The sequence below is a fragment of the Paenibacillus turpanensis genome (assembly GCF_011421635.1).
GTDB lineage: Bacteria > Bacillota > Bacilli > Paenibacillales > YIM-B00363 > Paenibacillus_AK > Paenibacillus_AK turpanensis.
Window position 1 is genome coordinate 1 of the sequence record NZ_WTLI01000007.1, and the last position, 14,428, is coordinate 14,428.

General features: G+C 51.6%; 15 protein-coding genes. 9 read left to right on the forward strand and 6 right to left on the reverse strand.

Going from position 1 to position 14,428, the window contains the following annotated elements:
• Positions 1-160: 160 nt before the first annotated feature.
• Positions 161-406, reverse strand: coding sequence for a hypothetical protein (locus tag GQS10_RS07835; RefSeq protein ID WP_341805026.1), 246 nt, complete (start codon positions 404-406; stop codon positions 161-163).
• Positions 407-561: 155 nt separating this feature from the next.
• Entirely contained in the window at positions 562-1,398 is an 837-nt protein-coding gene (locus GQS10_RS07840) for an MBL fold metallo-hydrolase (protein ID WP_166240790.1), read from the reverse strand.
• 124 nt (positions 1,399-1,522) lie between these two features.
• Between GQS10_RS07840 and GQS10_RS07845 the strand changes: the two genes are divergently transcribed.
• On the forward strand, positions 1,523-2,515 hold the full coding sequence (locus GQS10_RS07845; RefSeq protein WP_166240792.1) for a DMT family transporter: 993 nt from the start codon (positions 1,523-1,525) through the stop codon (positions 2,513-2,515).
• Positions 2,516-2,587: 72 nt separating this feature from the next.
• Here GQS10_RS07845 and GQS10_RS07850 read toward each other — a convergent pair whose 3' ends face one another.
• The 4 genes from GQS10_RS07850 to GQS10_RS07865 are packed head-to-tail and all read right to left on the reverse strand — an operon-like array spanning position 2,588 to position 6,517.
• Positions 2,588-4,189, reverse strand: a complete 1,602-nt coding sequence (locus GQS10_RS07850; RefSeq protein WP_166240794.1) for a GMC family oxidoreductase — start codon at positions 4,187-4,189, stop codon at positions 2,588-2,590.
• Positions 4,179-4,793, reverse strand: coding sequence for a gluconate 2-dehydrogenase subunit 3 family protein (locus GQS10_RS07855; RefSeq protein ID WP_166240796.1), 615 nt, complete (start codon positions 4,791-4,793; stop codon positions 4,179-4,181). Before GQS10_RS07855 ends, GQS10_RS07850 begins: the two co-directional genes overlap by 11 nt.
• Positions 4,794-4,805: 12 nt before the next feature.
• Positions 4,806-5,195: a hypothetical protein gene (locus GQS10_RS07860; RefSeq protein WP_166240797.1), complete on the reverse strand. Its 390-nt coding sequence runs from the start codon at positions 5,193-5,195 to the stop codon at positions 4,806-4,808.
• A gap of 29 nt (positions 5,196-5,224) precedes the next feature.
• Positions 5,225-6,517, reverse strand: a complete 1,293-nt coding sequence (locus GQS10_RS07865) for a nickel-dependent lactate racemase family protein (RefSeq protein WP_166240799.1) — start codon at positions 6,515-6,517, stop codon at positions 5,225-5,227.
• 135 nt (positions 6,518-6,652) lie between these two features.
• Between GQS10_RS07865 and GQS10_RS07870 the strand changes: the two genes are divergently transcribed.
• The 8 genes from GQS10_RS07870 to GQS10_RS07905 all read left to right on the forward strand — a co-directional run bounded on the left by GQS10_RS07870 (position 6,653) and on the right by GQS10_RS07905 (position 14,416).
• Positions 6,653-7,600, forward strand: coding sequence for an MraY family glycosyltransferase (locus tag GQS10_RS07870; RefSeq protein WP_166240801.1), 948 nt, complete (start codon positions 6,653-6,655; stop codon positions 7,598-7,600).
• 142 nt (positions 7,601-7,742) lie between these two features.
• Positions 7,743-8,594 carry an NlpC/P60 family protein gene (locus GQS10_RS23075; RefSeq protein WP_341805027.1) on the forward strand — a complete coding sequence of 284 codons (852 nt, stop codon included), beginning with the start codon at positions 7,743-7,745 and terminating at the stop codon, positions 8,592-8,594.
• Between the two features lie 104 nt (positions 8,595-8,698).
• Positions 8,699-9,802, forward strand: a complete 1,104-nt coding sequence (locus tag GQS10_RS07880) for a PucR family transcriptional regulator (protein ID WP_166240803.1) — start codon at positions 8,699-8,701, stop codon at positions 9,800-9,802.
• A gap of 91 nt (positions 9,803-9,893) precedes the next feature.
• Entirely contained in the window at positions 9,894-11,015 is a 1,122-nt protein-coding gene (locus tag GQS10_RS07885; RefSeq protein WP_166240805.1) for an ABC transporter ATP-binding protein, read from the forward strand.
• Positions 11,016-11,219: 204 nt separating this feature from the next.
• Positions 11,220-12,158 (forward strand): HPr(Ser) kinase/phosphatase, encoded by a 939-nt coding sequence (hprK, locus tag GQS10_RS07890; RefSeq protein WP_166240807.1) that lies wholly within the window; start codon positions 11,220-11,222, stop codon positions 12,156-12,158.
• Positions 12,159-12,180: 22 nt separating this feature from the next.
• Positions 12,181-13,260 carry a prolipoprotein diacylglyceryl transferase gene (gene lgt / locus GQS10_RS07895; protein WP_207952187.1) on the forward strand — a complete coding sequence of 360 codons (1,080 nt, stop codon included), beginning with the start codon at positions 12,181-12,183 and terminating at the stop codon, positions 13,258-13,260.
• Entirely contained in the window at positions 13,257-13,919 is a 663-nt protein-coding gene (ppaX, locus tag GQS10_RS07900; RefSeq protein ID WP_166240811.1) for a pyrophosphatase PpaX, read from the forward strand. The genes lgt and ppaX overlap by 4 nt, the downstream gene beginning before the upstream one ends.
• Positions 13,916-14,416, forward strand: a complete 501-nt coding sequence (locus GQS10_RS07905) for an acyltransferase (protein ID WP_166240813.1) — start codon at positions 13,916-13,918, stop codon at positions 14,414-14,416. Before ppaX ends, GQS10_RS07905 begins: the two co-directional genes overlap by 4 nt.
• Positions 14,417-14,428 lie beyond the last annotated feature (12 nt).

The window sequence follows — 14,428 nt, forward strand, 5'->3', positions numbered from 1 at the left end:
AGGGTGTCGTAGGTTCGAGTCCTACATGGCTCATCTTTATAAGAGTATTTAAATCAGACCATTGATATGATCAATGGTTTTTTTATTTTATAAGCAGGCGCCAAAAAGCCCCTTCCTTCCTAAGGAGGGGGCTTAAGACATGCAGCGATGCTTTACCTACTTACTCCAAAACCTCAAAACGGTTCAGCTCATCGATTAGCTGTCTGGATCGTTTCGCGTTGCCTTCTGCAAAGTTACGCAAACGCTCTTGTAATTCCTCATCCTCCACTCTTTCCGCGGCAATTAAGTAAGTACGCATCATTTCTTCCTCGCGCTCGACAGACAGCTTTAACACTTCCCGCATATTATCATCTACGATTTCCCCAGCGGGCATAAATAGGACGTCCAGCTTTTGTTCCTGCTCCACGATGGAATGACCTCCACTTCACAAATTTTATTGTAGTTTTCCCAATACGGACGATTTCCATGATTCATTTTGCAGTGCTAACAGAGCAGCTTACTACTCTAATTCATTTCACAACAATACCTATAGTTTATACTTTGTATCGAACGACCTGATGCCTAAGGAATCCTTACTTCATGCTCGCTTTTTGCCCCAACTAACGTGTCGGTAAAGCGACCATCCTTCGGGACAGCAACCTCTTCAAACCGCTCGACAAGGCTATGGAGGCCTTGTAATAGCCGATCACCTGACATGGGGTGGCCATGCCCTGGGTAGATTACGCTCGGAGCAAGCTCGAAAATCGTACGAGCCGATTGCTTGGCTGCTGCCCAATTCGTTGTAAAATACGCCGGAGGACCGCTCACTTCTTCACGCTGAAGGAGAACGTCAAAGGCCGATTCTTGATTGACGGTAATCACGGCATCGCCAGAGATGAGTACACGGTCTTGCTCCCGGAAGAAGGAAACATGACCTGGTGTATGACCGGGGGTATGAACCCATTTCCAAGCAGGCAGGTGAGGAACGGAGCCATCTGCAGGAAGGGAATGAACGCGATTTCCAAGATTGATCGCTTCGTTAGGATAAAAAGGAGAGAGCAGTGACATCATCCCGCCGCCAGCGGTAGGGTCTCCTGGAGGGTAATCGGCCTTCCCGGTAAGGTATGGAGTCTCCGATTCGTAAGCATGGACGGGAACGTCCCAGCGCTTCAGAAGCTTCTCGATATCGCCGACATGATCGAAATGGCCATGGGTAAGCAAAATGGCTCTAGGAGGACAACCGAAGTTTTTTTCCGCATACTCAATTATTTGATCGCTGTGACCGGCCAGTCCAGTATCGATGAGGACCCAGTCTTTTTGATTCGAGCCGGGCTTGGCTCCTGCCTCCACCATTAATACATTCACAAATAAAATTTGCAAAATATGAACCCCAGCAGCAATGTTGGTTTCCACTGTCATTATCCCGCACCTCCTAATTGATTTATTATAGTTTCCGTTGAAAACAAAAGATTGATGCACCGTTGACGATTCCCTGAATGGGGAGTATAGTCATACCCAGATTACGTGCAACATCGGCTTCCAAATGCAGTGCACTGTGCACAGCTCAAATCCATTTGTTGTGACGATTGACGGCTTCGAAGTAGATGTAGGGGGTGCTGGGGGCATGTACGTAGCACTGGTGTTTGTTGTTGCAATTTTATGGAGCTTGGTCGGTGTGTTTGTAAAAATGGCCTCGACAATGCTGGACAGCGCAACGATCACCTTTTTACGTTTCGCGATTGGGGTATTGTTTTTACTTGCTCTCTTGTGGTGGAAAAAAGGGAAGCTCCGCATCCGTGGAAAGGAACGCTGGGTTTGGTTCGGGGCGGTCGGAAAGAGCGCAAATTATTTTTTTGAAAATATCGGGATCGCACTTGGATTATCGTATGGGTATATCATCGGCTCGCCGGTGGGAACGATTGTAGTTTTGCTGGTGATGGTATTCGCGTTTCGGGAATCGATTTCGCGAATCGAGTGGCTGGCGGCGCTGGTCTGCTTAATCGGAGTCTTTTTCGTCAACTGGAATGGCAATTCTCTTGATGAAATGGTGTCGGAGCACGGGGCGGTTACACTGCTGTTTGTGCTGTCGGGGATCGGCTATGCGTTTCATGTGTTAAGTCAAAAAAAGCTGGTGCAATCCATGGATGCGATCACGATGAATGTATCGGTATTTTTTTGGAGTGCGTTGATTACGGCTTTGCCGCTGCCCTTTCAGTTTGAGTTTAAAGGGACAGTGAGCGTATCCGCGGTTGTATCGGTACTATTGCTAGGGGCAATCACGGGAATCAGCTTTTATATGTTCTCCACGGCGCTCAAGCACGTACCGTTTTTTGTGGCGGTTATCGTCAGCAATTCGAGCGTGATGTTCACCGTATTGTGGGGCTGGCTGTTTTTTAAGGAGCCGGTGAGCATCTATGTGGTGATCGGTGTCCTGCTATTTGTGGCGGGCATGGTAACGGTGAACTGGCCCAAGGGCAAGGCGAGGGCGGTACCTGTCCAAGCGTCAGCAACGGGAGAACGGTCGCGGGGAGAGTAATACTGAAGAAGGAAAGAAGCCGAGGGCGTAAAATTTACGTCACTCGGCTTTTTTGCCGCCAAAACTTAGCTGCTATACGCCGCTTCCGGCCAGCTCGAGCTTTGCGGCTTTTTCCTTAATCCGGTCAGCAGTGCGCAGGGCAAGCGCCAATACGGTCTCCGTCGGGTTTCCGCCGCCGGAAGTGACAAAGGTGCTCGCATCGCATACCCACAGGTTGGGGATCTCATGCGTCTGTCCGTCTGCGTTGACCACGGAAGTGTCCGGGTCATCTCCCATGCGGCAGCCCCCCATCATATGGGCGGTGTCGGAGGTGACGAATTCCGGCTTGCCGCCGGCGGCAATTATAATTTTTTTCATTTGCAGCACCGCGTGGTCGATCAGCTTCTGGTCGTTGTCTCCATAGCTGAACGTTACCTTGGCTCGCGGAACGCCGTTTTCATCTTTTTCATCAGCAAGCGTCACACGATTATCGGCGTGCGGCAGAACTTCACCGACCATGGTAATGCGGTTGTAATAGTTGTAGTCAAAAGCCGTGCGGCGCAGCTTATCTCCCCACAGCAGGCCTTGATTCTGTGAGTTCGATATCCCGTGAATGAACTCCAGCGGCCTCGCGCCATGGGCATGCAGTGTGTAACCTCTAGCAAAGCCGCGGTTCTCATCGGTTTCGTAAAAATCCTGGGTGCTGGAAAGCACAGGAGTACCTTTATATAAACGTATTTCTTGATTGAATTTGCCGTACACATCCGCGGAGCTGTGTACCATGACGCCTCGTCCAACCATACCGCTGCCGTTGGCGAGTCCATTAGGGAATTGACCGTTGGACGAATTCAAAAGCAGCCGTGGGGTCTCCACGACATAAGCGCTAAGAATGACCATTTTGGCCCGCTGCTCGTAGGTTTTCCCGTCGTGAATGAATTCAACGCCTTTCGCCCGTCCGTCCTTCCCCATAACGACGCGGGTTACGGTGCAGTCGGCGAGAAGCTCAGCGCCCGCTTTGATCGCCTTCGGGATATGTACGATTAAGGTGCTGAACTTGGAGTTCGGCATGCAGCCCTGATTGCAGAAGCCCCGATTGATACACGGGGGGCGTCCTTCGAATGGGGCAGATAAAATCGCCAGCGGGGAAACGACGGTTTCAATGCCAAGCTTTTCACAGCCCTGCCGGAAAATATAAGCGTTCGGACTAAGCGGCTCCCGTTCCGGGAACGGATAGGGGCCATGAAATTCTCCCCAAGGGAAATGCTTTGGCCCCGAGACGGCAATTTCTTTCTCGATCCGGTCGTAGTACGGGGCAAGCTCCCGGTAGGTGATGGGCCAGTCGTCGCCAACCCCGTCTTCGGTAAACGTTTGAAAGTCGGACTTGTGGAAGCGCAGAAAAACGCCCGTCCAGTGCAGGGTCCCGCCGCCAACGCCGCGCCCGGAGTTGTTGTGTCCGATCGTTAACGGGTTTTCGCCGTCGACTAGGCGTGTTTCCTGCCAGCCGAGGCTTTGCATTCGAAGCTCATCGCTGGCAAAATCCTTCTGCGGATCAAGCAGCGGCCCAGCTTCCAGCACGACAACGCTCATGCCCGCCTCCGCCAGCTCCTTAGCGAGAACCCCGCCGGCCGCGCCGGCCCCAACGATGACGGCATCGACGATTTCGCGGCCGTATTTGCGCTTTAGCTCATTGGCCATCGCTTTTCGCCTCCCATGGATCAAGATGATTCGGGTGGGTCCGTATGTACCCTCTAGGGTAGGCCGGTCCCCCGTATCCAATTTCCGACCATACCGTTGGATGGGAATAATATGCGTCCATCGTCATCCGAAGCAGCTTCTTGAAGAAGGTTTTCTGCGGATATCGTCCCCACACGTCAACCGGCTTGGCATACTCTCGGCTTAGCTCGTCCAGCATGACGCTTTGGCTGTCCTCGCCGATCTGGATAAACGGCCCCTGAAAGAGACGCAGAGCTGCAAAATCGAGCAGCTTTAAGCCGTCTCGAATAAACTCAGGAGCTGGAGGAATTCCCGGCTTGCGGTCCGCTTCCCCGATAAAACGCCCTAAGGCTTCGTCCACGTGGCTGATCACATACTGAATGATCGGTCCCCGATGATCTCCCGTCAGAATGACGGCGATCGCGCGAATTTGCTCGGCCTCGGGCATCGTAAGAAACTCATAATTACGTTCCCGGATCAGCCGCGATCTGACAATGCTTCGAGTATGCTCATCCCAGTGCTCCTGCTGATCCATAACATTATAGGTCGGATAATGTGTGCCCTTGGGCAAACCGTTATCACTCATCGGACGCCCTCCTTACAAATAAAATATGAGCCAGCCAAAGCCTCCGAGAGCGGACAGCATGAGAGGCAGTACAATCGGCGGGCCGATTAGTATATTTTGCATCGTCCATCCTCCCACGCGGGAGCTCATGCCGCGGGTGTGAAAATAGAATCCGATAAACCCGCTGAGAACAGCAAGCCCCATCATCCACATAAAAAGGGTCACCAAGCCGTCCGTTCGAGAGAAGGTAAGCAGCAGGCCGATCAAAAAAAAGATAGGGGCTTCAATTACGGGCACCCACATGGCTTTGTTGCGGAAATTTTGACGGGAATGATACAGGGTGACCTGAATGCCGATCATTAAAAATGCAACACTTACAAACAGCACAGACCATCTTTCCAAGGTCCAGCCTTCCCAATACATAGCTTCCGTCCTCCTTTAGTAGAAACTGCTTACGACGATGCCGACGATGGGCCTGTTACAGGAAACGTAATGGAACCGCAGGGCATGACCGCAACCTCGGGCGAGGAAAAGCTCTCAAGCAGCTTCTTGATTTCTTGCTCGCAATCATCGGGGTAGACCGGCTTGAAGCCGAGCAGCTCGGCTTGCGGAGCGGCTACATCGCTGACAAGCAGCACCTGCTTTTCCTTCGTTACCTTGTGGATATGCTCTAGCTTGTGAGCGCCCAATACGAAGGTTTCTTTAAGGCTATCCAGCGCTTTTTGCTGGTCGGTCCACGTTTCGGCCCAGGTTTGAAACGTTCCGTTTCCGTAAAGCTCCTCGCATTTTGCAATAAGTACTATGGTACCTCCAGGCTTACAAATGGTGCTCGCATTTTGCAGTGTCTTGATCGCTTGGTACAGCTGCATATCCTTCGGGTATCCGCCGGCCGATGCGATGACCACATCGTAGCTTTTGTGAACCGGTACAAGAAAGTAGCCCTTGGCCGCTACTACGCCTCTACGGTGGGCTTCAAGGATGTTGCCGGATACCGCAAACAGAACTTTCCGCTGATGATCGACTACCGTGTTGTATAGGAAATGGATGGGCAGCATCGACTGCGCCTCCTCCAAATCCTGATGAATCGGATTATTCGGATCGCCGGGAGTGATTTGATAACGGGATGACAGCGAATGATTGGATTCAATGGTTTTGACGGAGGCTGCGCCGGGTACGAGCGCTTTTACCCCGCCTGACATTCCGACAAGCCGATGCGGCTCGATATTGCCGGTCGCAATCCGTAGGTCAGCCATGGCTACAATTCGGTTTATTTCAACGGGAGTCCCCTTGGAGGTTACCCCGATAAAGCTGCAGTCCTCCGATCGCGCCGAGTGATTGACAATCGAAACCCTCCGATAGGCTTCCTCCCCGGCGAGCCGGCGGATTTCCTGGTCGGTGAGTCTTCGGTGAGCACCCAAGGCGACAACTACGTGGATACAATCATCAGCGATCCCGCCAGCGTTAAGCTCGTCCAGCAGCATCGGCAAAAACTTGTGTGTCGGGCACAGCCTTGTAATGTCGCTAACGAGGATGACGGCATTTTGGGCTTTAACGGCCAATGCCCGGAGCAAAGGCGAATCATAAGGCTGCTGAAGCGCTTCAAGCAGGCGGAGCCTTTCTTCGTCTGTGCAGACTTCAGGATGGATTCCGGGATCATGGCGGTAACCGCGGTATGCAATCGTATCTGAAGGAACCCCCTCAAGAAGCGAAAGTTGAATATGGTTTCTTCCGTAACCAAGCAGCATGGTCGATTCCTCCTCAGTACGTACATGTTTTCCAATCCAAGAAAAAATTATGTCCTATACAAAGGTTACAGATGCCGTATGCGGTACTTTCGGTTTGGGGAACAATAAAAAGGCATCGAGAGGGAGGGATATACGATGGAAGTAATAGTGCCTTTTGCCTTTTCGCTTGCCCTCGTTTTGCTGCTCGTACCGGCTGTCCGGAGGGTTGCGCTCGAGACCGGTTTTTTTGACAAGCCGACGGGACGCAAAATCCATTCGCGACCGATCCCTCTTATGGGAGGAGCGGCGATCTTTGCGGGAGCCGTCATATCGCTGCTGCTTTTTGAGGGGTGGACGAATTTATCGCAAACGATCGTTTATGGCGGAGCGGCGCTGGTCGTTACGGGGCTGGTGGATGATTGGCATAAGTCTCGAGGGTTGGAGTTCCCTGTTTGGCCGAGATTGCTTATTTATAGTGCGGTGTCTGCAATACCTCTGGTGTATGGCATTGAAATTTCAGGCATTTCCCGGCTTATCGGCGGAGGAATGCATATGTTCCCGGAGATCCTCGTCATTGTTGGCACGATGCTGTGGGTGTTCGCTTTTATTAACATGATTAATTTCATTGACGGGTTGGATGGGCTTGCTTCGGGAATATCCGCGATTTCGTCCACGACCCTGCTTATTGTAGCCGTGTGGTCGGGTCAGCGGGATTCCGCCTTATTAGCAGCCGTCTTGGCGGGAGCGTGCATCGCTTTCCTAGCGTTTAATTTTCATCCGGCCAAGATTTTTATGGGTGACGCAGGAGCGACGTTTTTGGGGTACGCTTTAGCCGTGCTGGCCATTGAAGGGGCCTTTAAAAGCGCAACGGTCGTTTCCGTGCTTGTGCCGGTATTTGCGCTTGGCGTGCCGATTATGGATACGGTATTTGTATTTACCCGGCGCTTTTTGGAGCGGCGTGGCCTGCATAAGGCAGATAAGCTGCATACCCATCACAGCCTTATGAAGAGCGGCTTATCCCATAGACAAACGGTCTCTTTTCTGTATTTGATCGGCACGGTATTTTCGCTGGTTTCGATAATATTAATGCTTGTCATACGATAGTCCAATTCCTCATTAGCCAATAAAACCCTAACCATACCATTATTTTAGGCGTGAAAGGGGTTTCCCACCCATGGTAATCTAAGTGTGGATATCGAAGGTTTACCAATCCACCTAGAATTTACGATTCCTGGGAGGGAATATTGTGAAAGCAACATTGATGAAGAAATCAGCTGCCGCAGCATTGGGATTTTCCTTTATGTTCGGATTTATGCACACAGGCACAGTCATGGCAGCCTACGATGACATGGATGCTGTTTCGTTGGCCAAGAAGATGGTCGGCAAAGATTTTGACAGTGGAGAGGAAAGGCCATCGCAAGGCTTTGATGCTTCCGGATTGCTCCATTACATTTATGAAACGTTAGATTATTCGGTGCCTCGTTCGCTGGAGGCGCAGTATCGGATGGACAAGCCGAGGATTTCCCGCATTTCGGATTTACAGGTTGGCGATGCTGTGTTCTTTGGCAGCGGCAGCAAGCCAAGCTCCTCGGGCATTTACATAGGCAATAATCAAGTTGTACTTGCCTCAAAAAGCGCCGACGAAGTCGTTCGGAAAAGCTTGACTGGCTACTACAAAGAAAACTTCCTTGGCGCCCGCCGTATTCTAAAGTCGGAGGACAGGCTCAAAATCCGGCTCGTGCTGGACGCGCGCAAGTACTTGGGAACTCCCTATAAATTCGGCGCCGATTATGGACAAACCCGCACGTTTGATTGTTCGTCCTTCATGAAGACGATCTACTCGGAAAACGGGATTCGTCTTCCAAGGAAATCGATCGATCAGGCAAAGCAGGGGAAGTATGTGAGCAAGAGCAAGCTTGAGGTAGGGGATCTCGTGTTTTTCACCACCCCGTCATCGGGCAATAAGATCGGTCATGTGGGTATTTATGTCGGCAACGGCCAAATGATTCACACGTTTGGCGCGGGCGGCGTCAAGTACAGCTCGATTCATAGTGATTGGTGGAAAGAGCGCTATGTGACCGCCCGCCGCGTTATTTAATAGATTCGAATGAACCCCCGGGGCCGTCCGTGCCTGCGGGGTGTTTCTTGTGTTAGAATAGTAAAAAAACGGCAGTAAAGATCGTACATCCGAGGAGAGTTATGATGCATTGGGAGCCGGTTGTCGCAAAGCTGGAAAGAATTTTGCAAACGGATATGGAAATGAAGATTATTCCGAAGGAGCTATGGCTGGCCTGGGGCGGACAAGAGGCCATGGGGGAGATTTCTTCGATCGCCGCAGAAGGCTCTCGGTATTTTAAGCTGACATTTTTGGAGCCCGACAGCGTTTTGGTGCTGGGGGTTTCGGCGGACGAGCTCAGAGACCGCGAGATCCGGTTAATTGAGCTGTTTCTGCTTACACAGGCGGAGGATACCCCTGCTTTGGCGGTGGAAAGCTACGATGAAGAACGGATGATGACCGAGCTCGGTCAGCAGCTGATGAAAGAAATACGCAGCAGCACACCGGGACTGCCTATGGCTCCACTGGCGGAGCCTTACGCGCTGCTGCCTTCCCTGCGACAGGGAAAGCTGCCGTTTCTGGTAGCCGGCGAATTTCCGGACACGCTGCAAACGTCTTACAGCGAGCGGGTGAAGCTGCTCGAATCGTTCTTCGATGAGGACGTGACCCTCATTCCGCTGCAGGAAAACGAATGGGTGGTGCTGGCGCCAGAATCGTTATTGACGGCTGCAGGGGATGGGGATGAGGAAGGCTTGGAGGATGGTCTTGCGTCGCTTGCGTCCGGCCTGCACGATATGATTGAAGGAGAATGGGGAGGCAAGTCCTACGTGGCTGTAACGTATCCCTGCAAGCCTTCGGAACAGCTCCCGCAGGTTTCGCGCACGCTGCGGGAAACGATGGGAGCAGGCCGCAGGTTTGATGCGGCGCAGCCGATCTATTTGCCTTGGAAGCTCCGTCTGGAGCTTCTGTTGAGCTCGCTGCCCGAGGCGGAGAAGCTGCGGTTTGCCGAGCAAATTTTGGGGCGCGGCGAGCCGGTGCTGGATACGGAGACGCTGCAGACGCTGGACACGTTTTTCTCCTTGGACTGCAATGTGAGCGAAACGGCGAAGAAGCTCTATATCCACCGGAATACGCTGCTGTATCGTTTGGATAAAATCAAGCAGGAAACAGCGATCGATGTCCGCTCGTTTGAAGGGGCCGTTCTCATGAAGCTTGCCTTGTTATTGTATAAAGTAACGAAAAGGAAATGATTTTTTTGTAGGGATTGTGCATAGTCAAAGAGAACGCTTTCGGTTAAGATTTACGTATACCAAAAACAACGATTTGAGGGGGAAGCGTATCATGGCAAGCGTAACTCTTAAGAATGTATACAAGAAATATCCAGGTGTAGAAAAACCTTCTGTCAGCGACTTTAACCTTGACATTCAAGATAAGGAATTCCTCGTATTGGTCGGACCTTCCGGTTGCGGCAAATCGACAACACTTCGTATGATTGCAGGCCTTGAGGAGATCTCCGAAGGAGAGCTTTACATCGGCGACCGCCTTGTAAACGACGTTGCTCCGAAAGATCGCGATATCGCGATGGTATTCCAGTCCTACGCGCTCTACCCTCATATGAACGTATATCAGAACATGGCGTTTGGTTTGAAGCTTCGTAAGTTCAAGAAAGAAGACATCGACGCTCGCGTTCGTGAAGCAGCTCGTATTCTTGACATTGAGCATTTGCTGGATCGTAAGCCGAAAGCACTTTCCGGTGGTCAGCGTCAGCGTGTTGCTTTGGGCCGTGCAATTGTCCGCGAACCGCAAGTGTTCCTGATGGACGAACCGCTTTCCAACCTTGACGCTAAGCTTCGCGTACAGATGCGTGCTGAAATTTCCAAGCTGCACAAGCGTTTGGAAACAACGATCATCTACGTAACGCATGACCAGACGGAAGCGATGACAATGGGCGACCGGATCGTTATCATGAAGGACGGTATCGTTCAACAAGCAGCTTCCCCTGAAGAAGTATACAACCACCCGCTGAACATGTTCGTTGCTGGCTTCATCGGTTCCCCTTCTATGAACTTCCTGTACGGTACGCTGAAGGAAGAAGGCGGAGAAATGCGCTTCGTGAATGACTACATCAACGTTGCGATTCCGGAAGGAAAAGCAAAGATTGTTCGCGAGAAGGGTTTTGCAGGCAAAGAAGTAATCCTTGGTATTCGTCCGGAAGATATTCACCAAGAGCCAATTTTCTTGGAAGCTTCCCCGAACAGCATCGTTGAAGCACATATCGATGTTGCCGAAAACCTTGGTCATGAAATGTTCCTGTACCTGAACGGCTTGAGCAAAGACTCTGTCATTGCACGTGTAGACGGCCGCGCAGGATTGAAAGAGAATACAAGTGTGAAGCTTGCGTTCGATATGAACAAAATTCACGTTTTCGATAAGGAAACAGAAACAGCGTTGTTCACAAAGTAAAATTTCATTCGTAACCCAAAGCTCTTGTACGGTGCTTCATCTCCGTGCAGGAGCTTTTTTACGTATGCAGGTTGTTTCCTCGACGTATTTTCCGAAAATCATATATAATGGCAAGAGATTGAAAAATTGATTTCGCTGCGTACATGGATTAGGATGGAACTATTGGCCGCGGCTGAAAATCCGGAACAAGGGAGATTTTGCACCATGCCGAAAAAAGTACGAGTGAACGACCTCGTTAAAAAATTTAATATGGAAGTATTATGCGGCGAAGCTGGATTACGCAGGGGAATCACTGTCGCAGATTTGAACAGGCCTGGCTTGGAAATGGCGGGTTATTTCGAGTTCCATCCGAAAGAGCGTGTACAGGTGATGGGCCGTACGGAGCTGACGTTTTATGAAACATTATCGAATGAAGAACAGCTGGATCGCGTCTCCAAGCTTTGTGCGGAAGAGACTCCATGCTTTGTCGTAACCCGTGATTTAGAGGTGCCGCAAAGCATATTGCAGGCTGCGGAGGAGCATGGGATTCCGGTGCTGCGCAGCGGGGTGGCGACAACGATCCTGGCGGGAAGAATTACCGCTTTTCTGGAAAGCCGGTTGGCACCGACAACAACGATTCATGGAGTTTTGATCGACGTTTACGGCATTGGCATGCTGATTACCGGCAGCAGCGGCATCGGGAAAAGCGAAACGGCGTTGGAGCTCGTTAAGCGCGGCCACCGTCTGATCGCGGATGATGCGGTAGAAATTCGCCAAACCTCGGATCATTCGTTGTTTGGGCAGGCGCCGGAGCTTATTAAGCATCTTCTTGAAATCCGCGGGCTGGGGATTATCAATGTGATGACCCTGTTTGGTGCGGGTGCGGTGCGTTCGGAAAAACGGGTATCTGTCGTGATTAAGCTGGAAAACTGGCAGCAGGATAAGCAATACGACCGTTTGGGCCTAGATGAAGAAACCACACGGATCCTGGACACCGATGTTCCGCTGGTTACCGTGCCGGTTCGTCCAGGGCGAAATTTGGCTGTTATTATCGAGGTTGCAGCGATGAACTACCGTTTGAAACGGATGGGGTATAACGCGGCGCTGCAATTTACGAATCGTCTGACCGAGACGATCGCTGAAGATTACGACGATGTCGACTAAGTGAAAATGGGGAGGTAACGTGATGTTTTTGGCAATCGATCCGATCGCTTTGGCGCTCGGTCCCATCGAGGTTCGCTGGTACGGAATTATTTTGGGGACGGCTGCACTGGTTGGACTATGGCTGGCCATTCGGGAGGGCAAGCGATTCGGGATCCCGTCTGACTTTTTCATGGATTTACTGCTAATCGGCGTGCCTTCCGCCATCGTGGGCGCAAGAATTTATTACGTTGCCTTTAAGTGGCAGGATTATAAAGACAATTTCCTCGATGTGTTTAAAATTTGGGAGGGCGGCATTGCGATCCACGGGGCCCTGATTGGCGCGATTATTGCTGCATTGATCTATACGAGGAAAAAAGGCTACAACTTTTGGCGGATCGCCGACATTTGTGCGCCTTCGCTGCTGGCCGGTCAAGCCATCGGCCGCTGGGGAAATTTTATGAATCAGGAAGCATACGGCAGCCCGGTCACGGAGCCGTTCCTGCGGAGCACGCTCCATCTTCCGGATTTTATTGTAAATCACATGTACATAGACGGAGCCTTCCGCCATCCTACGTTTTTATATGAATCGGTGTGGAATATTGTCGGTATTATTTTGTTATTTGCACTGCGCCGCCAGCCGTTTATTCGTGCCGGTGAATTGTTCTTAAGTTATTTTATCTGGTATTCGATTGGCCGCTTCTTTGTCGAAGGACTGCGTACGGACAGCTTGGCGTTTGACGGTCCGGGATGGCTGCAGGCACTGATGAAGGGGCTGTGGTCGCCGATGGACCTTATTTTTGAGCCGGGTAATATGGCTTATGGAAATGTGCGCACGGCGCAGCTGATCGGCGTACTGTTAATTGTCGCGGCGATCGTGCTCATGATTGTGCGCAGAAAGCTCGGCTACGCGACGCCTCGTTATATGGATCCGATTGTACCGGAAGGAGCTGGGGCTCGCGCGGCTTCGGCACAAAATTCCGCAGAGACAGCAGCACAGCCTGCTGCCAGAAGTGATTCTGCTGAAGCGGAAGCTGACAGGGAGACCGGCACAGAGACTTTGAAAACCACCGATGCGCAGGCTTCGCAGCCGGGGGAGAATGACACTAAAGGAAGTGCGACATGAATGTAAACATTGATACGGTGCTGTTCGATTTGGACGGCACCATCCTAGATACGAATGAACTGATTTTACGATCCTTTTTACAGGCGCTTCACCATTTTGGCCACACCGACATCACTAGGGAACATATTATTCCGCACATGGGCAAGCCGCTGGATGAGCAGCTCCGCGATTTGTCCGGACGGGATGATGTAGAGGCGCTCAGAGCGAAATACCGTGAGTCCAACTGGGCGATGCATGACCAGCTGGTATCGGCTTTTCCTTATGTAAAGGAAGTGGTGGAAGAGCTGCATCAGGCGGGCATTACACTTGGCGTGGTGACAACGAAAATTCGCAAAACAACGGATATGGGCTTGAAGCTGACCGGCTTGTACGACTATATGAAGGCGCTCATTACACTGGATGATGTGCAAAATCCAAAGCCGCATCCGGAACCGGTGCTCAAGGCGCTGGAGGCACTTGGTGCGCGTGCGGAGAACACGATAATGGTCGGGGACAGCGGAGCCGATATCGATTCCGCGAATGCGGCCGGGGTGACCTCCGTTGCGGTAACCTGGACACTGAAGGGCATCGATGCACTGCTTCCGCACAAGCCGAAGCATGTCATCAGCGATATGCGGGAGCTGCTTGATTTGGTGGGTGTAAAGAGGGGTTCCTATTGAGAAAGACAGAACGTTATCCGGTTGAAGGGCCGAATGCTCTTTGGCAAATTTATCGAACCGTACCCTGGTGGAAAGGGGTACGGAATTTTGTTTTTATCCAGGTGTCGCGGTACACCCCGATCCTGCCGGTGAAAAACTGGATCTACCGGCATGTGCTCGGCATGAAGGTGGGGAAGCATGCGGCGTTTGCTCTCATGGTGATGCCGGATGTGTTTTTCCCGGAGCGGATTGAAGTAGGCGATAATTCCATTATCGGGTACAACACGACGATCTTGGCACATGAATATTTGATCAAGGAATACCGGCTGGGCGATGTGAAAATCGGCTCGAACGTGATGATCGGGGCGAATACGACCATTCTCCCGGGGGTAACCATCGGCGACGGAGCGGTTGTTGCGGCGGGCAGCCTTGTGCATAAGGATGTGCCGGTCGGCGCATTTGTCGGGGGTAACCCGATGCAGGTCATTCGGGAGGCTGCCGCGGCGGAGACGGAGTAGTGCGATAAGAAT